The organism is Methylorubrum rhodinum, assembly GCF_014199935.1.
GTDB classification, from domain to species: domain Bacteria; phylum Pseudomonadota; class Alphaproteobacteria; order Rhizobiales; family Beijerinckiaceae; genus Methylobacterium; species Methylobacterium rhodinum.
In genome coordinates, this window is record NZ_JACHOP010000001.1 from 323,869 (window position 1) to 346,494 (window position 22,626).

At 72.0% G+C, this 22,626-nt stretch carries 24 protein-coding genes; 15 read left to right on the plus strand and 9 right to left on the minus strand.

Annotated features, from left to right (window positions below; genetic code table 11):
• The first annotated feature begins 61 nt into the window (after nt 1-61).
• The 5 genes from HNR00_RS01455 to HNR00_RS01475 all read left to right on the plus strand — a co-directional run bounded on the left by HNR00_RS01455 (nt 62) and on the right by HNR00_RS01475 (nt 7,469).
• A complete protein-coding gene (locus HNR00_RS01455) occupies nt 62-1,306 on the plus strand; it encodes an exonuclease SbcCD subunit D (protein WP_183563713.1) in 1,245 nt (414 codons plus the stop codon).
• 116 nt (nt 1,307-1,422) lie between these two features.
• Nucleotides 1,423-1,668 (plus strand): AbrB/MazE/SpoVT family DNA-binding domain-containing protein, encoded by a 246-nt coding sequence (locus tag HNR00_RS01460; RefSeq protein ID WP_210306230.1) that lies wholly within the window; start codon nt 1,423-1,425, stop codon nt 1,666-1,668.
• Complete coding sequence (locus HNR00_RS01465) at nt 1,622-2,014, plus strand: type II toxin-antitoxin system PemK/MazF family toxin (protein WP_183563716.1); 393 nt, start codon at nt 1,622-1,624, stop codon at nt 2,012-2,014. Before HNR00_RS01460 ends, HNR00_RS01465 begins: the two co-directional genes overlap by 47 nt.
• A 53-nt stretch (nt 2,015-2,067) precedes the next feature.
• Nucleotides 2,068-5,814 carry an AAA family ATPase gene (locus HNR00_RS01470; protein ID WP_183563719.1) on the plus strand — a complete coding sequence of 1,249 codons (3,747 nt, stop codon included), beginning with the start codon at nt 2,068-2,070 and terminating at the stop codon, nt 5,812-5,814.
• A gap of 395 nt (nt 5,815-6,209) precedes the next feature.
• Nucleotides 6,210-7,469, plus strand: coding sequence for an MFS transporter (locus HNR00_RS01475; RefSeq protein ID WP_183563722.1), 1,260 nt, complete (start codon nt 6,210-6,212; stop codon nt 7,467-7,469).
• 117 nt (nt 7,470-7,586) lie between these two features.
• Here HNR00_RS01475 and HNR00_RS01480 read toward each other — a convergent pair whose 3' ends face one another.
• The gene (locus HNR00_RS01480) at nt 7,587-8,351 is read right to left on the minus strand and encodes a ComF family protein (RefSeq protein WP_246390151.1); all 765 of its coding nucleotides are present in this window, start codon (nt 8,349-8,351) and stop codon (nt 7,587-7,589) included.
• 22 nt (nt 8,352-8,373) lie between these two features.
• Nucleotides 8,374-8,601 carry a hypothetical protein gene (locus tag HNR00_RS01485; RefSeq protein ID WP_183563725.1) on the minus strand — a complete coding sequence of 76 codons (228 nt, stop codon included), beginning with the start codon at nt 8,599-8,601 and terminating at the stop codon, nt 8,374-8,376.
• 143 nt (nt 8,602-8,744) lie between these two features.
• Between HNR00_RS01485 and HNR00_RS01490 the strand changes: the two genes are divergently transcribed.
• Together HNR00_RS01490 and HNR00_RS01495 are read left to right on the plus strand one after the other, a co-directional pair.
• Nucleotides 8,745-9,641: a methyltransferase domain-containing protein gene (locus HNR00_RS01490; protein ID WP_183563728.1), complete on the plus strand. Its 897-nt coding sequence runs from the start codon at nt 8,745-8,747 to the stop codon at nt 9,639-9,641.
• Nucleotides 9,638-9,982, plus strand: a complete 345-nt coding sequence (locus tag HNR00_RS01495) for a DUF427 domain-containing protein (RefSeq protein ID WP_183563731.1) — start codon at nt 9,638-9,640, stop codon at nt 9,980-9,982. Before HNR00_RS01490 ends, HNR00_RS01495 begins: the two co-directional genes overlap by 4 nt.
• Nucleotides 9,983-10,149: 167 nt before the next feature.
• Here HNR00_RS01495 and HNR00_RS01500 read toward each other — a convergent pair whose 3' ends face one another.
• From HNR00_RS01500 to argJ, 4 genes are read right to left on the minus strand one after another with little or no spacing between them, the layout of a single operon-like run.
• Entirely contained in the window at nt 10,150-11,706 is a 1,557-nt protein-coding gene (locus HNR00_RS01500; RefSeq protein ID WP_183563734.1) for a DUF6880 family protein, read from the minus strand.
• A 23-nt stretch (nt 11,707-11,729) separates the two neighbouring features.
• Nucleotides 11,730-12,149 (minus strand): (deoxy)nucleoside triphosphate pyrophosphohydrolase, encoded by a 420-nt coding sequence (locus HNR00_RS01505; RefSeq protein WP_183563737.1) that lies wholly within the window; start codon nt 12,147-12,149, stop codon nt 11,730-11,732.
• Nucleotides 12,146-12,829, minus strand: a complete 684-nt coding sequence (locus tag HNR00_RS01510) for an SIMPL domain-containing protein (protein ID WP_183564251.1) — start codon at nt 12,827-12,829, stop codon at nt 12,146-12,148. Before HNR00_RS01510 ends, HNR00_RS01505 begins: the two co-directional genes overlap by 4 nt.
• A 23-nt stretch (nt 12,830-12,852) precedes the next feature.
• Nucleotides 12,853-14,097 carry a bifunctional glutamate N-acetyltransferase/amino-acid acetyltransferase ArgJ gene (gene argJ / locus HNR00_RS01515; RefSeq protein WP_183563740.1) on the minus strand — a complete coding sequence of 415 codons (1,245 nt, stop codon included), beginning with the start codon at nt 14,095-14,097 and terminating at the stop codon, nt 12,853-12,855.
• Between the two features lie 251 nt (nt 14,098-14,348).
• On the opposite strand from argJ, the gene HNR00_RS01520 reads away from it, so the two are divergent.
• Both HNR00_RS01520 and HNR00_RS01525 read left to right on the plus strand, forming a co-directional pair.
• Nucleotides 14,349-14,816 carry a response regulator gene (locus HNR00_RS01520; RefSeq protein ID WP_246390153.1) on the plus strand — a complete coding sequence of 156 codons (468 nt, stop codon included), beginning with the start codon at nt 14,349-14,351 and terminating at the stop codon, nt 14,814-14,816.
• Nucleotides 14,817-14,967: 151 nt separating this feature from the next.
• Nucleotides 14,968-15,519, plus strand: coding sequence for a glutathione peroxidase (locus HNR00_RS01525; protein WP_183563743.1), 552 nt, complete (start codon nt 14,968-14,970; stop codon nt 15,517-15,519).
• Between the two features lie 123 nt (nt 15,520-15,642).
• On the opposite strand, the gene HNR00_RS01530 is transcribed toward HNR00_RS01525, so the two are convergent.
• The gene (locus HNR00_RS01530) at nt 15,643-16,839 is read right to left on the minus strand and encodes an MFS transporter (protein WP_183563747.1); all 1,197 of its coding nucleotides are present in this window, start codon (nt 16,837-16,839) and stop codon (nt 15,643-15,645) included.
• A 93-nt stretch (nt 16,840-16,932) separates the two neighbouring features.
• Between HNR00_RS01530 and HNR00_RS01535 the strand changes: the two genes are divergently transcribed.
• Nucleotides 16,933-17,688 (plus strand): AraC family transcriptional regulator, encoded by a 756-nt coding sequence (locus tag HNR00_RS01535; protein ID WP_183563750.1) that lies wholly within the window; start codon nt 16,933-16,935, stop codon nt 17,686-17,688.
• Nucleotides 17,689-17,692: 4 nt separating this feature from the next.
• Here HNR00_RS01535 and HNR00_RS01540 read toward each other — a convergent pair whose 3' ends face one another.
• Nucleotides 17,693-17,926: a hypothetical protein gene (locus HNR00_RS01540; RefSeq protein ID WP_210306231.1), complete on the minus strand. Its 234-nt coding sequence runs from the start codon at nt 17,924-17,926 to the stop codon at nt 17,693-17,695.
• Between the two features lie 11 nt (nt 17,927-17,937).
• Between HNR00_RS01540 and HNR00_RS01545 the strand changes: the two genes are divergently transcribed.
• Together HNR00_RS01545 and HNR00_RS01550 are read left to right on the plus strand one after the other, a co-directional pair.
• A complete protein-coding gene (locus HNR00_RS01545; RefSeq protein ID WP_246390156.1) occupies nt 17,938-18,267 on the plus strand; it encodes a hypothetical protein in 330 nt (109 codons plus the stop codon).
• A gap of 103 nt (nt 18,268-18,370) precedes the next feature.
• A complete protein-coding gene (locus HNR00_RS01550; protein WP_183563753.1) occupies nt 18,371-18,613 on the plus strand; it encodes a DUF2188 domain-containing protein in 243 nt (80 codons plus the stop codon).
• A gap of 249 nt (nt 18,614-18,862) precedes the next feature.
• Here the strand turns inward: HNR00_RS01550 and HNR00_RS01555 are convergent, their stop codons facing one another.
• Nucleotides 18,863-19,810: an aspartate carbamoyltransferase catalytic subunit gene (locus HNR00_RS01555; protein WP_183563757.1), complete on the minus strand. Its 948-nt coding sequence runs from the start codon at nt 19,808-19,810 to the stop codon at nt 18,863-18,865.
• A gap of 453 nt (nt 19,811-20,263) precedes the next feature.
• Here HNR00_RS01555 and HNR00_RS01560 point away from each other — a divergent pair, with 453 nt between their 5' ends.
• The 3 genes from HNR00_RS01560 to HNR00_RS01570 all read left to right on the plus strand — a co-directional run bounded on the left by HNR00_RS01560 (nt 20,264) and on the right by HNR00_RS01570 (nt 22,432).
• Complete coding sequence (locus tag HNR00_RS01560; RefSeq protein ID WP_183563760.1) at nt 20,264-20,554, plus strand: hypothetical protein; 291 nt, start codon at nt 20,264-20,266, stop codon at nt 20,552-20,554.
• A 100-nt stretch (nt 20,555-20,654) separates the two neighbouring features.
• Nucleotides 20,655-21,527 (plus strand): cytochrome b/b6 domain-containing protein, encoded by an 873-nt coding sequence (locus HNR00_RS01565; protein ID WP_183563763.1) that lies wholly within the window; start codon nt 20,655-20,657, stop codon nt 21,525-21,527.
• Nucleotides 21,527-22,432, plus strand: a complete 906-nt coding sequence (locus HNR00_RS01570) for a molybdopterin-binding protein (RefSeq protein WP_183563766.1) — start codon at nt 21,527-21,529, stop codon at nt 22,430-22,432. Before HNR00_RS01565 ends, HNR00_RS01570 begins: the two co-directional genes overlap by 1 nt.
• Nucleotides 22,433-22,626 lie beyond the last annotated feature (194 nt).

Genomic DNA, 22,626 nt, shown 5'->3' on the forward strand with positions numbered 1-22,626 from the left:
GAACCCGCTACAACCCCGCCGCCGCGCAGACCCTGCGGCGACGGCTCGGCGGACTCTTCCGGTGATACGCGTCCTCCATACGGGCGACTGGCATATCGGGCAGACCCTGCGCGGCTTCTCGCGCGAGTCCGAGCACGCGGCCGTCTTCGCCCGGCTCGAAGCCATCGCCGCGGAGCGCGAGGTCGACGCCCTGGTGGTCGCGGGCGACGTGTTCGACTGCCAGAACCCGTCGGGCGAATCGCAAGGACGCTTCTACGCCCTGATGGCGCGCCTCCACGCGGCGCGGCCGGCCATGACCATCGTGATCACCGCGGGCAACCACGACGCCGCCGGGCGGCTGGAGGCGCCGCGCCCGCTGCTGGAGGCGATCGGCGTGCGGGTGATCGGCAATGTCCGCCGCCGCGACGGTATGATCGACCCGAGCCATCACCTCGTGCCGATCCGCGACGCCTCCGGCGAAGTGGCGGCGCAGGTGCTCGCCGTCTCCTACCCCACCGCCGCCTGCCTGCCGCCGCTCTCCTCGATCAACAAGGCGGAGGGCGGCGACCCGTCGCCCATCGTGCGCGGCGTGCGCGACCTCTACGGCCAGCTGTTCGAGGCGGCGCGTCCCCGGCTCGGCGGGCTGCCGCTCCTCGTCACCGGCCATCTCCACGTGGCGGGCGGGCTCGAATCGGAAGGCGCGGAGCGGCGCATCCTCGTGGGCGGCGAGCACGCCGTGCCGGCCGACGTGTTTCCCGACGAGGCGCGCTACGTCGCGCTCGGCCATCTCCACAAAGCGCAAGGGTTGGGGCGCGGGCACGTGCGCTATTGCGGCTCGCTGATCCCGCTCTCGGCCGCCGAGCAGCCCTATCGCCACGGGGTCACGCTCGTGACGCTGGGCTCCGGTCCGGCCGAGGTCGAGCAGATCGCAATCGAGCGCCCGGTGCCGTTCCTGCGCCTGCCGGCCGCCAGTGACATGACGCTCGACGACCTCGGCGACCATCTGACGGCGCTCGGGCTCGATCCCGACCTGCCGCCGGAGGCCCGGCCCTACATCCAGGTGCGGCTCGCCCGCGAGGGGCTGCTGCCGGGCTACCGCGCCGAGGTCGACCGCATCGCCGAGAGCTTCCCGGTGCGGATCGTGGACGTGCGCGTCGCCGTGCCGGCGCGGGTCGCCATCGAGATCGAGGAGACCGAAGCGCCGCCGCCGCGCCTGTCCGAGCGTGACCCGGAAGAGCTGTTCCGCCTCGCCTACCGCGCCCGCTGGGACGAGGAGCCGGGCTTAGCGCATCTCGACGTGTTCCACCGCGCGCGGGCCGAGGCCTGAGCCGATGTACGAGCGAGCGTGCAGACGCTTGTTCGGCGCGATGAACTGACGTATCTACGATGACGATACGGATGGGGGCAGCCTGCGCGAGAGCCGGAAGCCCGATGGATGTTCCAATGATCGTTCAGTTCTCGAAATGGGGCAACAGCCTCGCCCTGCGCATCCCAGCCCATGCGATGCGCGACATCGGTGCGACCGAGGGCATGAAGGCCGACCTGATCGTGGAGGACGGCCGTCTGGTCGTCGTACCGATCGTCGAGAAGCGCCGCCGCAATTTGGAGGATCTCCTGGCACGCGTGACCGAGGACAATTTGCATGACGCGATCTTCGAAGGCCCGGAAGTCGGCTCCGAAGAGTGGTGACGCCTCGGCCGACTACGTCCCGGAGGCCGGCGATCTGGTCAAGGTCGATTTCAGCCCGACCGTCGGCACCGAGAAATCGGGCTTTCGGCGAGGGCTCGTCATCTCGCCCCGGTCGTACAACGCCCGGGTCGGCCGTTGTCATGTCTGCCCGATCACCACGCAGGCCAAGGGCTACCCGTTCGAGGTGCCGTTGCCGCCCGGCCTCGATGTGACGGGGGTCGTCGTTCCGGATCAGGGAAAGCCGCTGGATTATCGGGTTCGCCGGCTTGTCTTCGTCCAGGCGGCCCCGCAAGACGTCCTCGACGAGGCGCGCGAGATGATCCGGGTGTTCCTCGCGATCGAATGAGGGCCGACGGGCGGACCCTCCGGCTCCACCGCCCGCAACCTTGCCGTTGAGACATGCGCATCCTCGCGATCCGCGGCGAGAACCTCGCCAGCCTCGCGGCGCGGTTCGAGATCGATCTCGCCGCCGGGCCGCTCGGCACGACCGGCCTGTTCGCCATCACCGGCGAGACCGGGGCCGGCAAGTCCACCATTCTCGACGCGCTCTGCCTCGCCCTCTACGGGCGCTATCCCCGCGTCGCGGTGAGCCGCCGCGAGGACGTGCCGGACCCGAGCGGCGAGGCCCTGAGTGCGGGCGACGGCCGGGCGATCCTGCGGCGCGGCGCGGGCGCGGGCTTCGCCGAGATCGACTTTATCGGGCAGGACGGCCTCCCCTACCGCGTCGGCTGGGAGGTTTTTCGCGCCCGCAACCGGGTGGACGGGCGGCTTCAGAACGAGCGGCGGCGGCTGCACCGGCTCGACGACGGCAGCGCCGTGGCTTCCGGCAAGACCGGCGTGCTGAGTGCCGTCGAGCGGCTGACCGATCTCACCTTCGACCAGTTCCGCCGCACGGTGCTGCTGGCCCAGGGCGAGTTCGACGCCTTCCTCCTCGCCGCCGAGGGCGAGCGGGCCGAATTGCTGGAAAAGATCACCGGCACAGAGATCTATTCGGAGATCTCGAAACGGGTCCATGCCGGCTACGAGGCGCATAAGCGCGCCGTGGACGCGCTGGAGACCCGCCGCGCCGAGATCGGCCTGCTCGACGCCGAGGCGCGCCGGGCCCGTGCCGACGAGGCGGCGGCGATCCGGGCCGAGGCCGCTCCGCGGCACGCCCGGCAGGCGGCCCTGCGCGACAGTCTGGAGACGGCCCGCCGCCTTGCCGCCGCCCGCCAGAGCCTCGCTGCGGCCGAGTCGCGGGTGGGAGCCACCGACGCCGCCCTCGCCGCGGCCGAGCCCGACCGGCTGCGGCTCGCCGAACTCGACGCGGTCGAGCCCCTGCGCGGGCGCGCCGAGGTCGTCGAAGAGAGCGCCCGCGCCCTCGCGACGACGGAGGCGCAGGCGCAAGCGAGCGCCGGGCGGGTCGAGGCGGCGCAGGCCGAGACGCGGGCGGCGGAGGCCGAGCGCATCGAGGCGGCGGCGGCGGACGAGGCCCTGGAGGCCCTGTTCAAGAGCTTCGGGCCGCTCTGGGATCGGGCAGCGGAACGCGACGCCGCCATCGTCCACGCCGACCTTGAGGCGCAGGCCGCCGCCGCCCGCGCGGAGGCCGCTGCGACCGCAGCCGACACGGCGCGGACGACGCTCTCCGGGTTGGACCACCGGCTGGCGGCCTCGGCCGAGGCGAGCCAAGCCGACGCCCGCCGGCTGGCGGCGGATTCCGGCCACGCCCTTCTGGCCGAGCGCGGCGAGGAGATCGGCCGGCGCATCCGCGAGCGGGGGCGGCTGCGGCGGGAGGCGGAGGCCGCCGCGGCTTCGAAAGAAAAGCACCGGGCCGCGATCGCCCGCTGCGACGCGGCCGCCGAGGCCGGCAGCGGGCGGCTCGCGGAGATTTCCGCCCGCCGGGCCGCGCTGGCGACGCGCCGGGCCGAGCGCGAGGCGGCGCTGGCCGTCCTCGACGAGCCGGCGGCGCTGGCGCGGGCGGGCCGTCTCGAAGCCCTGCTCGACGCTCTGCGCGAGGCCTACGCCCTCGCCGGCCGCCACGCCGCGGCGCTCGCGGACGCCGCCGCGGCCCGTCAGGACGGGGCCGGCGCGGAGGCCGACCACGCGGCGGCGACCGCCCGCTGGGTCGCGGCGGAGGCCTGTCTGACGGATACGCAGGGGCGCCGCGCCGAGCTGCTGCCGCTCGCCGAACTGGCGGAGGAGAGCGTCTCGCGCGAGGCGGCGCGGCTGCGCAGCCTGCTCGTGCCCGGCGAACCCTGCCCGGTCTGCGGCGGCTGCGAGCATCCGCACGCCCACGCCTCCAACGACGCCCTCGGCCGGCTGGCGGAGGCGTTGCGCACCCGCCGCGCCGCTCTCGACACCGAGATCGCCGCGCAGAACGCCGCCCGCGACCGCGCCCGCAGCGAGACCGCGGCGGCCGACGGGCGGCGCGGCGAGGCCGGGCGCCGGAGTGCGGCGGCGGCCGCAACCTCGCAGGAAACCCTCGACCTCTATCGCGATCTCCTGCCCCGGCTTCTCGACGCGCTGGCCGCGGCGGGCGTCGCCGCCGCGCTGCCGCAGGCACCCGACGCCGAGTCGCTGGCCGCGGCCGGGCTCGCGGCGCGGGCAGAGCGCGAACGGATCGTGCAGACCCTCGACGCCGCCCGCGCGTTGCGCGGCGAGATCGACGGCTTGGTCCGCGCCCGCGACGAGGCGGAGGGGCAGGCCGCCGCCGAGAGCCGCGCGCACGAAGACCTGATCCAACAACGGCAGGCGGCGGCGCTCGCCGCCGGCCGGGCGGAGGCGGATTGCGCGGCACTGGCGGAGCGCATCGCCGCGCTGACCGTCGACCTCGGCCCTGCGCTCAGCGCGGGCGATTTTGCGCAAGCCGATCTCGACCGCGACGCCGAGGCCGCCGCGCGGCGGATCGAGGCCCTGGGCCAGGCCTACGCGGCTCTGCGCGCGCGCCACGCGGCCCGCGAGGCCGAGCGCGCCGCCCTCGCCCCGGAACGGGCGGCTGCGGTCACGGCCCTCGCCGAACGGGACGAAGCCGCGCGTCAGGCAAAATCCGAAGCCGCGACCCGCGCGGAAAAGCTGGATCAGGAGCGGGAGTTGCGAAAAACCCTGCTCGGCGGCGAGGCGACGGGCCCTCACCGCACCCGCATCAACGCCGAGCGCCGCGCCGCCCACGACGCCCTGAAGCGGGTGCAGGAGCGGGCGGCGGAGGCGGCCCGCGCCCTGGCGGTTCGCCTCTCCGAGGCCGCGGGTGCGGCGGCCGAGCGGGAGCGGGCGCTGGCCCGTCGCGAGGCGGCGGAGGCCGAGTTCAAGCAAGCCTGCGGCGAGCGGGGCCGCGCGGCGGTGGCGGCGCTCCTCACGGTGCCTGCCCCGGAACGGGAGGCCTTGCGCGCGGCCCTCGACCGGCTGGTCCGTGAGGCGGCGGAGGCCGGAACCGCCCGCGCCACCCGCCGGGCCGATCTCGATGCGCTTGCCATTGCTGCCGAGATCGACGTCGCCGCCGTTCAGGCCGAGGCCGATGCGCTCACCGAGGCCGACACGCAGGCGCAGCAGCGCCTCGGCGCCCTCGACGCGGACCTTGCCCGCGACGACGCAGCGCGCGTGCGGGCCGAGGGCCTGGAGGCCGAGGCCGCGGCCGCCAAGGCCGCGTTCGCGGTCTGGGCGCAGGTGGAGGAGGCGATCGGCTCGGCGGGCGGCGACCGCTTCCGGCGCTTCGCGCAGGGGATCACCCTCGATCACCTCGTCTTCCTCGCCAACGAGCAGCTGCGGGCGCTCAGCCCGCGCTACCGCCTCGCCCGCAGCCCGGCCGCGGACCTCGCCCTCCACGTGGTCGACCGCGACATGGGCGAGGAGCGCCGCGCCACCCGCAGCCTGTCGGGGGGCGAACGCTTCCTCGTCTCGCTGGCGCTGGCATTGGCGCTGTCGGGCCTGGAGGGGCGGCAATCCTTCGTCGACACCCTATTCATCGACGAAGGGTTCGGCTCCCTCGACGCCGAGACCCTCGACCTCGCGGTGGACGCCCTCGAAACCCTGCAGGGTCGCGGGCGAAAGGTCGGCGTCATCACCCACGTGGCCGGGATGATGGAGCGCATCGCCGTACAGGTGCGCGTGGAGAAGCGCGGCAGCGGGCGCAGCGTCGTCCGCGTGGTGGATCGCGGCACTGCCGTGATTTGAGGCAATGGTCACGGTTGCCTGCGTCCTGGGCAGCAGGTGCCGCGCGCTGCGCCAACGACAGCGCCGCCGCTTCGTCTTCCGCAACACCACCGTCATTCCGGTGCGCCGAAGGCGAACGCGGAATCGACCCGTGAGCCGAGGTCCGCGCCGCGCATCGCAGATGGATTCCGGGTTCCGCGGCGCGGCTCCGGAATGACGGCAAGCGAGACTTCCCGATCGGGGCAAGCCTCATCGGAGGCTTGGCACGGCGGCTGCATATCTGCCTCCGGCTGCCCTCGGGCAGCGGCGGGGCAACGGCGCCTCGCGGTCCGGACGGCGCTGGTCCGGCAACCTCCCCCGCTTGTGCGGCCGCTCCGACCGGAAGGTCGGCGGTCCGCCGGAAAACGAGCACGCCGATGGCTTCCTTCAAGACCGTGATGAAGTCGGGCCACCCCCCGACGCTGTTCGCCGCATTCCTCTATTTCGACTTCTGCTTCGCGATCTGGGTGCTCAACGGCGCCATGGGTCCGTTCATCACCGAGACCTACAAGCTCACCCCGGCCCAGACCGGCTTCATGATCTCGCTGCCGATCCTGGCCGGCGCGCTCATGCGCTTCCCTCTGGGCATTCTCGCCCAGTACATCGGCCGGAAGAACGCGGCGCTCACCGAGATGGGCATCATCGTGCTGGCGATGGCCTACGGGTTCTTCTTCATCTCCTCCTACAACGACGTGCTCGCCATGGGCGTGCTGCTCGGCATCGCCGGCGCCTCCTTCGGCGTCGCGCTGTCGCTCGGGTCCGGCTGGTTCCCGCCGGAGCACAAGGGGCTCGCCATGGGCATCGCGGGCGCCGGCAATTCCGGCACCGTGCTCGCGGTGCTGTTCGCGCCGCCGCTGGCGCAGGCCTATGGCTGGCAGGCGGTCTACGGCTTTGCCGGAATCGTGATGATCGTACCGATCCTCGTGATGATTTTTCTCGCCAAGGAGCCGCCGGACTGCCATGGCCAGACCTTCAAGGAGCACGTCTCCTGCCTGTTCACCAAGGACGGCTGGGCGTTCTCGCTGATCTACGTCATCACCTTCGGCGGCTTCATTGGCCTGTCGAACTTCCTGCCGACCTTCTTCTACGAGCAGTTCGCCGTCACCAAGGTCGAGGCCGGGCGCCTCACCATGCTGGCCGCGCTGATGGGCTCCGGCATCCGCATCCTCGGCGGCTACTTCGCCGACCGGATGGGCGGCATCATGGTGCTCTCCATCGTGTTGCTCGCTGCCATCGGTTCGTTCCTGGCGCTCACCGCGACGCCGTCGCTCGCCGCCACCACGATCCTGTTCATGCTCTGCTTCGCCGCGCTGGGTGCGGGCAACGGCGCGCTGTTCCAGCTCGTCCCCCTGCGCTGGCCGACCAACACGGCGGTCGCCGGCTCGATGATCGGCGAGGTCGGGGCGCTCGGCGGGGCGATCCTGCCGAACGTGATGGGCCTGTCGAAGCAGTATACCGGCGGCTTCGCCCCCGGCTTCGTCGCCTACGCCGTGTTCGCGGGCGTGGTGCTCGGCTGCCTGTTCATGTGGCAGCGCAAATGGGTCGGCGCCTGGGTCGGGCCCCGCGGCAAGGTGCTCGACAAGTCGAGCGAGGCGCCGGCGGGTGCGGGCGGACGGATGGAGCCGGCCGCGGTTTGAACGCTTGTCCCCTCCCTCTTTGTGGGGAGGGGTTCGGGATGGATCGCCGAACTTCATCCGGCACCATCCCCACCTCCCCTCAAGGGGTGAGGAGAACGCGAGCAGCGGCAGGCACCGTCACAGCGGCTCGCCCGCCACCGTCGCGAAGGTCAGCAGATCGACGCTCTCCGCCCCACCCCGCAGCAGCGCCCGCGCGGCGGCGTTGCCGGTGGCGCCCGTCGTGGCGACGTCGTCGATGAGCACGATGCGGCGCCCGGCGATGCGCGGGCGCGCGGTCTCCGCCACCCGGAAGGCGCCCTGGAGATTCAGCGCACGCTGGTTGCGCGTGAGCCCGACCTGCGACCGCGTCGCCCGCACGCGGGCGAGCGCCCGGACATCGCAGGGTTTGTCGGAGAGGCGCCCGATCGCGCGGGCGAGAAGCGCCGCCTGGTTGAAGCGGCGGCGCCACAGGCGGAACAGGTGCAGCGGCACCGGGACGATCAGGTCGGTCTCGTCCAGCAATTCCCGCCCGGACGCGGCCATCATCCGCGCCATCGTGCGCGCGAGGTCGAGGCGGTCCCCGTACTTGAGGCGATGCACGAGGTCGCGGGCGGTGCCGTCGTAGAGGGCAACCGCACGGGCACGCCCGTAGACCGGCGGATCGGCGATGGCGCGCGGCGACAGCAGCGGACCGGTCCCGAGATCGAGCGCGAAGGGCGTGCCGAGCCGCTCGCAGAAGGGACGCTCGATCAGGCGCAGGCCGCTCCAGCAGCCGGCGCAGAGGGCGTGCGGCTCGGCGGTGGCCGCACCGCAACCGGGGCAGGTCGGCGGGTATACGAAGCCGAGTCCCGCCGACGCGGCGCGGCGCAGGGCCTGCCGCAGGGCGGGAAACGCCGCGCTCAACGTCGATGCGCGGTAATCGGGATCAGCGGGACATCGGCTGGGCGTCGTTCTGCGACTTCGCCTTGTCCGACTTGTTGGCCTCGTGGCGGCCGATGGCGCAGCCCGCCGCCGCGCCCGCGATGCCGTGGCCGACCGCGTGACCCGCGATTCCGCCGACGACGGCACCCTTGAGGCAACCCTTCGCCTCGGCGGCACCGGCCAGCGCGACCGCGGCCAGGATCAGCGCGGCCCGGAGAACGATCCGTGACATGTGAACCTCCTTGATCGACGGGCCAGGAACGGTTGCGCGCCATTGAGGTTCCAAACCGTTTTGCCGCATCCGGACCTTCATTCCCGATGCATTTTCCGGTCTCGTCTGGCCGCCGCCCGATTCAGGCCCCATCTGCGCTCTCGATGAGCGATCCGACGCCCCTGTTCGACACCGCCCTGATCCGGCGCCGCCTCGTCCGCGCGCGGGCCGGGGGCTATGCCGGCTTCCTGATGGAGCGCGTCCTCGACGATGTCGAGGATCGGCTCGCGGCGGTGACCCGGCCGTTTCCCCTGGCCCTCGATCTCGCCAGCCCAACCCCTGTGCTCGCCGACCGCCTGCGCGGAATGGGGCGGGTCGGGCGGCTGGTGCGGATGAGCCCGGTGCCGGAGCCGGAGGCCGATTGCGTCGGCGACGCCGAAGCCCTGCCCTTCGGCGCGGGGGCGGGCTTCGACCTCGCGGTGTCGGCGCTGGCGCTCCAGCACGTCAACGATCTGCCGGGCGTGCTGGTGCAGCTGCGCCGGGCGCTCAAGCCCGACGGCCTGTTCCTCGGCTGCCTGCTCGGCGGCGCGACGCTCACCGAACTGCGCCAAGCCTTCCTCCAGGCCGAGAGCGAGACCGAGGGCGGCGCGAGCCCGCGGGTCGCCCCGGTCGCGGAGCTGCGCGACCTCGGCGGCCTGCTGCAGCGGGCGGGCTTCGCGCTGCCCGTGGTCGATTCCGACACGATCCGGGTGCGCTACGCCGATCCGTTCGCGCTGATGCGCGATCTGCGGGCGATGGGGCTGACCAACGCGCTGACCGACCGCCGCCGCACGCCGCTGCGCCGGGCCACCCTGATGCGCGCCGCCGCGATCTACGCCGAGCGGTTTTCCGACTCGGACGGCCGGCTGCGGGCGACCTTCGAGGTGCTGTGGCTCTCCGGCTGGGTGCCGCACGAGAGCCAGCAGAAGCCGCTGCGCCCCGGCACCGCGCAGACCCGCCTCGCCGAGGCGCTCGGCACCGCCGAGCACCGGCTGACGCCGAACACGGGAGACGAACCATGAAGGAACCGGGCCCCGCCCATCCGATCACGATCACGCCGCACGAAGGCACCGTGCGGGTGCGGGCAAACGGCCGCGTCGTCGCCGAGAGCGCGCGGGCGCTGGAGTTGCGCGAGGCGAGCTATCCGCCGGTGCTCTACATCCCCCGCGAGGACGTGGCGGCGGACGCGCTCACCGCGAACCCGCGGCGCACCCACTGCCCCTACAAGGGCGAGGCGAGCTATTTCGACGTCGCAGGCGGGAGTGCGGCGGCGTGGTCCTACGAGAACCCGTTTCCGGCGGTCGCGCGCATCCGGCGCCATCTCGCGTTCTATCCGGACCGGGTCGAGGCGATCGAGGCGTAGGGCGTCGCGGCGTGCCCGTGGCCGCACCATCCACCGCCGACATTCCGGGTCGCTGGTGAGCGAACCCGGAATCCGCCCGTGATGCGCGGTTTGACGAGGCGGCGAGACCCGTCGTGGATTCCGGGTTCCGCTGCGCGGCCCCGGAAGGACGGTCGAGGCAAGTTCGCCTACTTCTCCATCAACTGCCAGAACCCGTATTTCCGTCCGTGCGCCTTGCGTAACTCCGCAACATAGGCCGTGTGGTCCGGCTTGAGGCTCCCCGCCTCCACCTCCTCGGCCAAAGCCGCGAGCTTGGCGAGGTCGCGGGCGGCGTGGCCGTAGGCGTTGGAGCGGGCGCGCTCCAAAATGTCGTCGATCAGCGCGCGGTAGAGCAGGCTCGCGGCGAGCGGGTGGTCCGGCGCCAGCGCATCGGCGGCGGGTGCCAGCACCTCCCAGTTGCGGCCCGACCATTCCGTGCGCCGCGCCAGCACCATCCGGGCGGCGCGGTCGAGGTTCGGCCAGCCGATCAGAAAGTAGAGCCCGTAATGCGGGTCCTTGCTCTTCTCGGCCAGATCGAAGGCGCGCTCCAGCGCCTCCTCGTCCTCGAAATCCGGCAGCTTGGCGAGGTGGCCGCGCAACATCTGCGGATCGAGGGTCTGCGCGAACCGGTTCCAGCGCAGTGTCTGCGCCTCGTCCTTGCGCCCGAGCGCGTCGAGGATGCGGGCCTCCAGCGCCGTGCGATCCGTCGCCGACGCTCCGAGGCCGAGGGCGCCCTCGAGCAGATTCTCCATCGTCAGGGCGACGGCGCGCGGCTTCGGCGCGCGGCGGACCCAATCGAGCGCCTCCTCGGGCCGGCCCGCCTCGAGAAGCCGCTCCGCGACCGCCACGATGTCGGGACGGTCCGGCGCGTTCTTCGTCTCCAGGGTGATGAAGGCATCGACATCGCCGCGGGCATCGGCCACCGCCTGGCGCAGCTTGCCGAGGCGCAAGCGGTGATAGCGGCTCTCCCACGCTGCCTGGCCGGCCGCGAAGGCGTCGCGCCCGGTCGTCTTCGCCGGCTTCGGCAGGGCGCCCTGCGCCTCCGCCAGTACCCGATCGACGCGGTCCAGGGCGGCTTTCGGCAGTTCGGGCACGAGGTCGTCGAGAATGCTGCCGAGGAAGCCGTAGCCGTCCCCGGCGAGCCCGCCGACGAGACGCGTCGCGAACGCCTCCGCAGCCTCCGGCGGCAGCGCCAGGGCGATCCCGGCGGCGGCCTCGGCGGCCGTCTCGTAGACGGCGTGGACCTGCCCGCTCGAATCGTCCACCCGCTCCAGCGTCGTGTCGGCGGTGGCGAGGAAGCGCAGCAGCCGGTCGAGCGCCATGCCGGTATCGAGCGGCCTCAGATCGGCCAGCACCGTGGTGACCGTGGCGTCGAGGTCGGCCGCAAAAGCCTTGCGCTTCTGCCAGTCGATGAAGCCGCGCGCCTTCTCCAGGGCCGCGAGGCGCCGGTCGATCACCGCCGCGACCGCGTCCGGCCCCTGGAGCGAGGCGAGCGCCGCGGTGACGCGCTTCTTGAAGGCCGGGTTCTGGCCGACCTCCTCCAGGATCAGCGCGATCAGCCGCTCCTGGCTCAGGGCCGAGAGGGTCTCGGGCGAGGGCACGGTGCTGCGCGACTTGCGCGGCTTCGGGATGGGTTGTTTGGCGGCAGGTTTCTTGACGTCGGGTTTCTTGGGAGTGTCCGCCGCTGCCTTCGCCCGCTTGGCCATCGTGCCCGTCCCTTGTCGGCCCCTCAGGGGCCGAGCAGATCGATCAGGAAGGGAATCAGCGGCAGGTCGGCCGGCGGCATCGGCAGGTCGCGTAAGCCCCCCGGACGCTGCCAGCGCAGGGCTTGCCCCTCGCGCGACTGCGGAATCCCTTCCCAGCGCCGACAGATGTAGAGCGGCATCAGCAGGTGGAAATCCGGGTAGGCGTGGCTCGCGAAGGTGAGCGGCGCGAGGCAGGGCTCGCGCACGTCGATGCCGAGTTCTTCCGCGAGTTCGCGGATCAGCGTCTCCTCCGGGCGCTCGCCGGGCTCGACCTTGCCGCCGGGAAACTCCCACAGGCCGGCGAGCGCCTTGCCCTCCGGCCTTTGCGCCATCAGCACGCGCCCGTCGGAATCGACGAGGGCGGCGGCGACAACGAGCACGAGGCGGATCGGGGCGGCGCTCATCGGACGATCGCGAACACGGCCTCGACCTCGGCGGCCGTCTCGATGCTGCCGGCCTCGATCGGCACCGCGGTCCGCCCCCGCGGCGCGGCGGCCTTCGCCGCCATGGCGTAGGGCATCGGGCGCGCGCCCTCGCTCCGCGGCGGCGAGGTGATGGCGAGCGCCGGTCCCAGCCGCACGCCCGCGGCCTCGGCGAGGCGCTCGGCCTGGGCGCGGGCGTCCTTCATCGCCGCGGACTGCACGTCGGCTTCCGCGGCGGACGGATCGCGCAGGCCGAAGGCGATGCCGTCGATCCGGTTGGCCCCGGAATCGAGCGCGCGCCGCAGCAATTCGCCGAGCTTGCCCATCTCGGCCAGCCGCACCCGCACGAGGTTGCCGGCGGTGTAGCCGTCGGGCTGCTCGCGCACGGTGCCGTCGGGCTGATGAACCGTCCGGGTCCGGGCCTGGAGCGTGATCGCGGTCGTGCCGATGTCGGCCTCCGGCACGCCCATCTCCCGGGCCGAGGCGATCACGCCCTTGGCGGCACGGCTCGCGGCATCGAGCGCCGCGGCCGGGGTGGCCCCCCGGCTCTCGACGCCGACCTCGACCGAGGCGAAGTCCGGCGCGCGTTCGCTTTGCGCCCGGCCGATCACGCGGATCCGGCCCTCCTCGTCCGCCGCGGCGGGGACGGCGAGGGCGAGCATCAGCGCGGCGGCGAGGGCAAGTCTCACGAGCGGTAATCTCCGTTGATCTCGACGTAGGCCTTGGTGAGGTCGCAGGTCCAGACCCGCGCCGTGCCCTGCCCGAGGCCGAGATCGACCCGCACGGTGATCTCGGGCGCGCGCATGACGGCGCTGGCGGCGTCCTCGCTGTAGGCGGGATCGCGGGCGCCCTCGACCGCCACGCGCACGTCGCCGAACCAGATCGCGAGGCGGTCGCGGTCGGCGGGCTCGCCCGCCTTGCCCACCGCCATGACGACGCGGCCCCAATTGGCGTCCTCGCCCGCCACCGCGGTCTTCACCAGCGGCGAGTTGGCGATGGACATCGCGATCCGGTGGGCGGAGGCGTCGCTCTCGGCGCCCTCGACCCGCACGGTGACGAGCTTGCGCGCACCCTCGCCGTCGCGGGCGACGAGCTGGGCCAGTTCGATCAGCAGATCGTCGAGCGCCGTCCGGAAGCTTTGGAGGCGCGGGTCGTCGGCATGCTCGATCGGATCGGAGCCGGCGGCGCCGGTGGCGAAGAGCAGCAGCGTGTCCGAGGTCGAGGTGTCGCCGTCGACCGTCACGCAGTTGAAGGATTTTTTCGTTCCTTCGCCGAGGAGTTCCTGAAGGACCGTTTGCGGCAGCGCCGCGTCGGTGAAGACGAAGGACAGCATCGTCGCCATGTCGGGGGCGATCATGCCGGCACCCTTGGCGATGCCGTTGATCGTCACCGTGCTGCCGCCGATCTCGGCCGTGCGGGTCGCGAGCTTCGGGAAGGTGTCGGTCGTCATGATCGCCTGGGCGGCCTCGGTCCAGGCCGCACCGCCCGGCTCGGCGCGGGCGGCGCAATCGGCCAGCACGCCCCCGAACTTGGTGGCGTCGAGCGGTTCGCCGATCACGCCGGTCGAGGCGATCATCACGGCCTCCGGCGCGCAAGCCGCGGCGCGGCCGGCGATCTGCGCGGTCAGCGTCACCGCCTCGCGACCTTTCAGCCCGGTGAAGGCGTTGGCGTTGCCGGAATTCACCACCAGCGCGCGGGCGCCGGCCTTGGCCTCGAGCGCCGAGCGGCACCAATCCACCGGCGCGGAGGGGCAGCGCGAGCGGGTGAACACGCCGGCCACCTGGGTCCCTTCGTCGAGCGCCACGTACAGCACGTCGGTGCGGCCCTTGTAGCGGATGCCGGCCTGCGCGGTGGCGAGGCGCACGCCCGCGATCTCCGGCAGCGACGGCTGGGTCGTAGGCGCGAGCGGCGAGATTTGCGGGGAGGACATCGTCGGGCGGCTCCGGTCTGGCCCCGGCGGGGGCACGAAGGGCGGCGCCCTCGCATGCGGACGCGACACTCACGTGAAGCCCCGAAGGACGGCATCGGGGCGCCGCGCTCTGTTGCGCCACTGGCGCCCGCCGTCAACACGAGGCCTGCTGCGCCCTGAATGCCCCGGCGGAACGAAAGTGCCTGTCGAAGAATGTTGCATTGCACCGTCGAACGGCTTGAACCCGGTACCGCCTCTGCTAGTCTGGAGCCATGCGAAGCAATCAGGACGTTGCTGCACAAGGGACTTTCGGCGCCGCACGCCGCGGCTCACGACCGCTCGCCGGCGCGGCTTCGCAGCGAAGCTGCTACGGCATCCAGGTTCTCGTCGCGGGCCGGCGCAAGCAGTGGCGGGACGAGATCGGCGCGCAGATCCGCCGGGCCGGCTTCACCGCCATCACGGTCGATTCGGCGGTCGATGCCCTCACCGTCCTCGTGCTCGGCCTGCCCGTGGACGTGCTCGTGACCGATGCGGACCTGCGCGGCGCGCTCTGCTGCTCGCGGCTCGCCGCCGAGGCGCGGGCGCTGCGGCCCAACCTCGGCATCGTGTTCGTGGGCGACTCGGCGGCATTCGACCGCTACGAGTCGATCCCGCCGGACGTCATCGCCCTGCCGGCCCTCGGCGATGAAACCGCGCTCGCCCGCACCGTTCGCGAGGCCCTGGCGACCCGCGTCAGTTAAAGCGCGGGACAAGACGATAGAGTATCCTTCCGTCAGCGGGTTGCCGGCTTTCGCGCGGATGCGTTGAGACGCCCGCGACGATCCGAACCGTAGGGCCGTCGCCGCTGGCGTGGCAGCCTCCCGGCAAACACCGATTGCCCGGAGGCCCTCCATGCTGATTCGTCGCCGCGATTGTCTCGCCATGCTGGCCGTCACCGCCGCGGGCGCCGCCCGCGCCGCGGAGGTGAAGGCCGAGACCTTCTCCTTCGACAAGCCCGGCGGCGGCCAGCTTCCGCTCGCCGAGTATGCCGGCAAGCCGATCCTCGTGGTCAACACCGCCACCGCCTGCGGCTACGCCCCGCAATTCGCCGGATTGGAGGGGCTGTGGACCCGCTTCGGCGCGCGCGGTCTCGCGGTGATCGCGGTGCCCTCGCCGGATTTCGGCAATCAGGAGCCGCTCGACGGCGTGGCCATCGCCGAGGCCGCGAAGAAGAACCACGGCGTCACCTTCCCGGTGGTGGACAAGACCCACGTGCGCGGCCCCGCGGCCCACCCGTTCTACCGCTGGGCGGCGGAGCGGAAGCCCGGCCAGAGCCCGCAATGGAACTTCCACAAATACCTGATCGGCCGCGACGGGGACGTGCGCGCCGCCTTCGCCACGCAGGTGGATCCGAGCGACCCGCGCATCGTCAGCGCGATCGTGGCCGAACTCGGCTCGGCGTAATACCAATCGGCGATGATCATGACTCATCGCCGATTGCCCGCGCGACGGCGCGGCGGCGGCCGTCCGCCGGACGCACGGAACAGGACCATCGGTCATGGTCCGTGCAAATTGGTATAAGCCCGGCTATTCGGCGGCGGCGAGGGCGTGGGCGCCGTCCTGCCGCGTCAGCGCGAAGAAGCCGAGGGCGGCGGCGAAGATGGTCGCGCCGAAGGCCGCCGCGATCCCGAGCACGAGGCCGAAGCCGCCGCGCGCATGCAGGAGCGCGATCATCGGCACGACGAAGCCGCTCACCGTGAAGCCGAGGAAGTAGCGCACGCTGTAGGCCCGCGCCCGGTAGGCGGCGGGCACGTAGCGGGCCACCATCGCGTCGTTGATGACGACCTGCCCGTAGAGCGCCGCCATGGTCAGGACGAGGCCGAGCAGGAGCGGCAGGCCCGTGCTCACGGCGGCCAGCCCGAGGCCCAGCGGCTGCAGCAGCGACAGCCCGACAAACAGGGTCGGCAGGCTGTAGCGGTCGATGAGGCGCCCCATCAGGAGTTGGGTCAGCGCGCCGAAGAGGAAGACCAGGGTCGCCACCGAGCCGATCAGGACGAGGGGCAGCCCGTCGCCGATGCGCTCGTCCACGATCTTCGGGAGCGCGATGGTGGTGATGTTGAAGGTCATGCCGCCGGCGACGATGGCGAGCGCGAACATGGCGAGCAGCGGCAGCGGGCGCGCGACCACGATCACCGGGGCGCCCCCGGCCTTGCCGCGCGTGCCCTCGCCGTCGCCGGGGACGAGCGCCAGGAACGCGGCCCCGCAGGCGAGGCAGAACAGGCCGGGCACGATGAAGGCCGCCTGCCAGCCGAGCCCCGCCGCCAGCAGCGCCGTGATGCCCGAAGCCGAGGCGGCGCCGAGATTGCCCCAGACCCCGTTGACGCCGAGGTCGCGCCCGAGGCGGCGCGCATGCGTCACCAGCATGGTCGAGCCGACCGGGTGGTAGATCGCCGAGGCGAGGCCCAGCACGCAGAGCCACAAGGCGAAGGCCGCTGGACTCGAAGCACTTGCGACGCCGAGGCAGGACAGGCCGTAGGCAAAGAAGAAGACCGCCAGCATGGTGCGCCGCCCGAACCGGTCGGCGAGCCAGCCCATCGGCAGCGAGCACAGGCCGAAGGCCACGAAGGCGCCGGTGGCGAGCCCGATCAGCTCGGCATAGCCGAGGCCGGTCTGCGCCGCGATGGCGAGGACGGCGGTCGGGTAGATCAGCAGCACGTAATGGTCGAGGCCGTGCGCCACGTTGACGAAGCGCAGGGTGCGGCGGGACAGGGTGTCGGCATCCATCGGGCGGCGCCTCCGGGGAATCCGCCTTCGGTCTACCTGACCCGTTGAACGGCGTCGGGCCGAAGATGTACACGATCGGGCCAGGGAGGCGCGATGCGTTCGATCCGGGCCGAGGATTATCAGGAGGTGCCGCGCGCCGTCGCGGTGATGCCGAAATCCTTCGCGGCGGGCAGCCACACCGACCGCCACTTCCATCCCCGCGCGCAGCTTCTCTACGCCACCGCCGGCCTGATGATGGCGACCGCCGAGGACGGCACCTGGGTCGTGCCGGAGGGCCACGCCCTGTGGATTCCGCCGCGCCTGCCGCACGCCGTGGCGATGCACGGCGCGGTCTCGATGTGCTCGGCCTATCTGGCGGTCGAGGCGCTCGCCGGGTTCCCGACGCGGGCCCGCGTCATCGAGGTCTCGCCCCTGCTCGCCGCCGCCCTCGTCGCCCTGACGCGCGAGCCGGTGCTCTACGACGAGGCCGGCCGTGGCGGACACCTCGCGGCGCTCGTGCTCGACGAGATTGCCCGCGCGCCCGAGACCAAGCTGACGCTGCCGCTGCCGGGCGACCCGCGGCTCCGGCGTGTCTGCCTCGGGCTGATCGGCGACCCCGCCGCCGCGTTCGACCTCGACGCCTGGGCCGAGCGGGCCGGCCTCAGCCGCCGCACCCTGACCCGCGGCTTCCGCCGCGAGACCGGGATGAGTTTTGGGCAATGGCGCGCCCGCGCCCGGGTGGTGCGCGCCCTGGCGCTCGCCGCCGACGGGCAGGCGCCGCGGCAGGTCGCGACCGCGGTCGGCTACCGCAGCGTCCAGGCGCTGCGGGGGCGGACCGGCAAGCTCGTCGGCCCCGACCCGGAGGCGTGAGGGCTCAGCGCGCCGCGCCGCCGCGTTCGCCGGGGATGAAGGCGGGCGGGACCGGGCCCGGCTCGCTCCGGCGCGGCGGCGACCGGCGCCGGGCGGGGAGCGCCTGCGCCCGCTCCGCGCGGGAGGGCGCCGCCGAAGGGTAGTTCGAGGCGAAGGGGTTGGGCGGCACGCCCTGGCCGAGGCAGGGCTGCGCGGAAAGGCCGGCGCTCAGCACGAGGAGGAGGACGGTCGGGCGCATGAAAATCCGCGATGGGTGAAGGCCAAGGTCTCGCGCTGGTACAGGGCGGCTTCCTACATGACGACGGACTTTGGCGACAGGCCGGCACTTCGCCCGGCGTGAAGGCGCGATGCATGGACCCGCACAGCTTCGAGCATGACGGCATCCTCTACGAGGTCCGCTTCGAGCGCACCCCCGAGGGCTGGCTCGCCCGCATCCGGCCGGAGGGCGGGTCGGAAGCCCATCTCCTGGCCTTTCCCGAGGGACCGGGCTTCGACCCGGAGGACGTGCGCGGCTCGCTCATCGCCGGCTGCCGCGCCGCGGTGGAACGCCTGCCGCGCCGCCCGCCGACCCGACATTGAGCGTCGACCAACCGGAGGCGCGACCGCGCGGCGGCGGAACCACCGGCATGGCCATCGGTTCGCGATCCAACGCAGGTTCGCGGATCGAGCGAGATTCCCATCGATGACCGAAGTCACCTATCACATCGTCGAGCACGACGGCGGCTTCGCCTACAAGGTCGGCGACGTCTTTTCCGAGACCTTCCCGAGCCGTCAGGAGGCCCTGGAAGCCGCCCAGGCGGCGGCCGCCGAGCAGCAGGTGCCGGGCTCGACCGAGGGCATCCGCTATCAGGACGGGCGCGGCCAGTGGCACGACGAAACCGCCGATGGCGGCGACCGGCCGGTCGCGAAGGTGGTGGAGGACTGACGCGCCGCGTCATGGACGGTGCGCCGGTTCAGGCTGCCGAGTTCGGGCAGCCACGCCGGCAGCGCCCGGCAGGCGACCGGGTCAGCGCCCCTGCACGAGCGCAGGCGGCCGGCTGTCTCGCCAGCTCGGCATCGGCGGCCACCGTGGCGTCGAGGGCGCGGCCGGCTAGGACGACGTCACGACCCGGATCGCTTCGGCTCCGCCTCGCGATGACGGCGCGCGTATCAGGCTGCGTCGAAGCGAAACAACTCACTCGTTCGGCAGGTGGGTCGCCAGCGCTTCGAGCACGGCCATGCGCACCGCCACGCCCATCTCGACCTGCTCGCGGATGAGCGACTGCGCTCCGTCGGCGATCTCCGAGGAGATCTCGACGCCGCGGTTCATCGGGCCCGGATGCATCACCAGGGCGTCGGGCTTGGCGAGCGCCAGCTTGTCGCCGTCGAGGCCGTAATAGCGGAAGTACTCCTTCACCGAGGGGACGAAGGAGCCGTTCATGCGCTCGCGCTGGAGGCGCAGCATCATGACGATGTCGCAGCCCTTCAGGCCTTTACGCATGTCGGTGAACACCTCGACACCGAAGCGGGCGACGCCCGGCGGCAGGAGCGTCGAGGGGCCGATCACCCGCACCCGCGCGCCGAGCGCGTTGAGCAGGATGATGTTGGAGCGCGCGACCCGCGAGTGCAGGACGTCGCCGCAGATCGCGACCGTCAGGCCCTCGATGCCGCCCTTGTTGCGGCGGATCGTCAGCGCATCGAGGAGCGCCTGGGTCGGATGCTCGTGGGCGCCGTCGCCCGCGTTGACGACCGCGCAATCGACCTTGCGGGCGAGCAGATGCACGGCGCCCGCGGAATGGTGGCGCACCACGATGATGTCGGGCCGCATGGCGTTGAGGGTCGCGGCGGTGTCGATCAGGGTCTCGCCCTTCTTCACCGAGGAGGAGGCGACCGACATGTTCATCACGTCGGCACCCAGCCGCTTGCCGGCGAGTTCGAACGAGGATTGCGTCCGCGTCGAGGGCTCGAAGAACAGGTTGATCTGGGTGCGACCGCGCAAGGTGGTGCGCTTCTTCTCGACCTGCCGCGACAGCGCCACCGCGTCGTCGGCGCGGGCGAGCAGGGCCTCGATGTCCGGCCGGCTCAGACCCTCAATGCCGAGCAGGTGACGGTGCGGGAAGGCGGGTGCGATCTCGGCGGTCATGCTGCGGTTCCGGCGTCGGCCGTGGCTATAGGTGGGGGCGCACGCCCCGGCAAGGCGAGCCTCGACGGTCCTGCTTCACCGGCATCGTCGTTCCGGGGCCGCGCAGCGGAACCCGGACCCGGAGGGACGCGCCGGAGGCGTGAAACCTATCCGTGATGCGCGGCTCGCGAGGCGTCGAGGCCAGTCGTGGGTTCCGGGTTCTCGCCTTCGGCGACCCCCGGGATGACGACCGTCGAGGTGCCGTCAGAGTTGGAGATGTCACAGTCGACCACGTGCGAAATCGTTCCTCCGTCCCAGCCTCGGTGAAGAGAATTTTCTGATCCTCGCGAGGCCGTGAACGAGAAAATTTTGAACGATCCGGGAGGCGGGCCGTTGGCAGCCTGTCCGCGCGCACGGCGGCCCGGATGCGCTCACGCTCCCGGCCGCCCCGCTCGCAGAATCGAAAGGAATGCCATGAACGCTCGACTTCTCCTCACGGCCGGCGCCCTCTCGCTGGGTCTCGGCCTGTCGTCGGGAGCCTTCGCGCAGGGCATGCAGCCCGGTGCCGGAATGGATCCGGGCATGGGCGGCCAGATGCAGCAGGGCCAGATGGGTGACGACATGGGCCAGGAGCAGCGTCCGATGAAGCGCAGCTCCATGAAGATGAAGAAGTCCATGAAGAGCAAGAAGATGATGCGGTCCAAGCGCATGAACTCCGGCTCCGGCATGGAGTCCGGCGGCATGGGCGCCCAGGGCGGGATGTAACCTTTTCGCCCGACGACCCGTATCGGGATATCGTCAGCCCGCCCGTCCGGCTCGACCGGGCGGGCGTTGTCGTGTGGAACGGTAAGAGGGAAGCCGCGCCTTGGCCGCAGGAACCGCTTTGGGAAGGGGCGACGTCGTCGAGACCGTGCGCCATCGCTGGATGTTCCGCCATCCGCTGGTGATCCGGCTGGCGCACTGGATCAACGTGGTCTGCCTCGCGGTCCTTCTGATGAGCGGGTTGCAAATCTTCAACGCCCATCCGGCGCTCTACTGGGGCTCGGCCTCGACCTTCGACAAGCCGTTCGTCGCCATCACCGACGATCAGCGCGACGACGGCACGGCCCGCGGCGTCACCTACGTGGCGGGAAAATCCTTCGACACCACCGGCTGGCTCGGCCTGTCGAACTACAATGGCGAGGCGACCGGCCGCGGCTTCCCGTCCTGGGCGACGCTGCCGGCCCATCAGGACCTCGCGACGGGGCGGCGCTGGCATTTCCTGTTCGCCTGGGCCTTCGTGATCAACGGGCTGATCTACCTGCTCTACGGCATCGGCAGCGGGCAACTCCGCCGCCGCCTGATCCCCGAGGGCGACCAGATGCGGGGCCTCGGCGCCTCGATCCGCGAGCATCTGACGCTGCACTTCGCGAAAGGCGACGAGGCCAAGCGCTACAACGTGCTGCAGAAGCTCACCTATCTCGTCGTGGTGCTGGGGCTTCTGCCCTTGATGGTGCTCACCGGCCTGTCGATGTCGCCCGGTGTCAACGCCGTGGTACCGCTGCCCGACCTGTTCGGCGGGCGGCAATCGGCCCGCACCCTCCACTTCATCGTCACGAACCTCTTGGTGCTGTTCGTGATCGTCCACGTCCTGCTCGTGCTCGCCTCCGGCGTCTGGAACAACATGCGCAGCATGCTGACCGGCTGGTACGTCATCGAGCGCCGCAAGCTGCCCGCCGGCTCGGAAGAGATCCGCTGATGCGCCGCCTTTCGATCCCCGCCCCCCACCGCCGCGGCTTCCTCACCGCGGCTGCCGGCCTCATCGGCGTCTCGGCGCTCGGCGGCTGCGACCGCTTCGCCGTGACCCCCACCGGCCGCCAGACGCTGAAGCTCGGAGAGGACGCCAACCTCTACGTCCAGCGCCTGCTGCTGACCCCGGCCTCGCTGGCGAAAGAGTTTCCGGACTCCGAGATCTCGCCCTGGTTCAAGCCGAACGGAACGATCGACCCGCAGGACCGGGACTACAAGTCGCTGGCCGCGAAGAACTTCGAGGGTTGGAAGCTGCGGATCGACGGCCTCGTAGAGAACCCTCAGGCCTTCACGCTCGCCGATTTGCGGGCGCTGCCCGTCCGCACCCAGACCACGCGCCACGACTGCGTCGAGGGCTGGAGCGCCATCGGCAAGTGGACCGGCGTGCCGCTGGCCGAGATCCTGAAGCGCGCCGGGCTGAAGCCCAACGCCCGCTACGTCGTGTTCCACTGTGCCGACACGATGGAGTTCGCGGAAAGCGACGACACCGAGACCGCCAACCCGGACATGACCGCCCGCGCGGAAGGCGAGGAGAATCAGGCGAGCGATTCCAAGGCCGCCGGGGCCGAGGCGCCCGATGCCGACGCACCGAAGGGCACGCCGATCCGCTACTACGAGAGCATCGACCTCACCGACGCCTACCACCCGCAGACGATCCTGGCCTACGACCTGAACGGCAAGGCGCTGCCGGTCTCGAACGGTGCGCCCCTACGCCTCAGGGTCGAGCGCCAGCTCGGCTACAAGCAGGCCAAGTACGTCATGCGCATCGAGGTACGCGACACGCTCAAGGGCGTCGGCGACGGCGAAGGCGGCTATTGGGAGGATCGCGGCTACGAGTGGTACGCGGGCATTTGAGGCGCCGTTCGATTGGTCCTCCCGATCAACGGTGACCGTCCTTCCGGGGCATCGCAGGCGAACCCGGACCCGGAGGGGCGCCCCCGAGGCGTGCAATCCACGACTGGCTGCGACGCTCTGTCCGGCCGCGCATCACGGGTGGATTCCGGGTTCCGCTCCGCGGCCCCGGAATGACGGACGGGGACGGAAGTGCC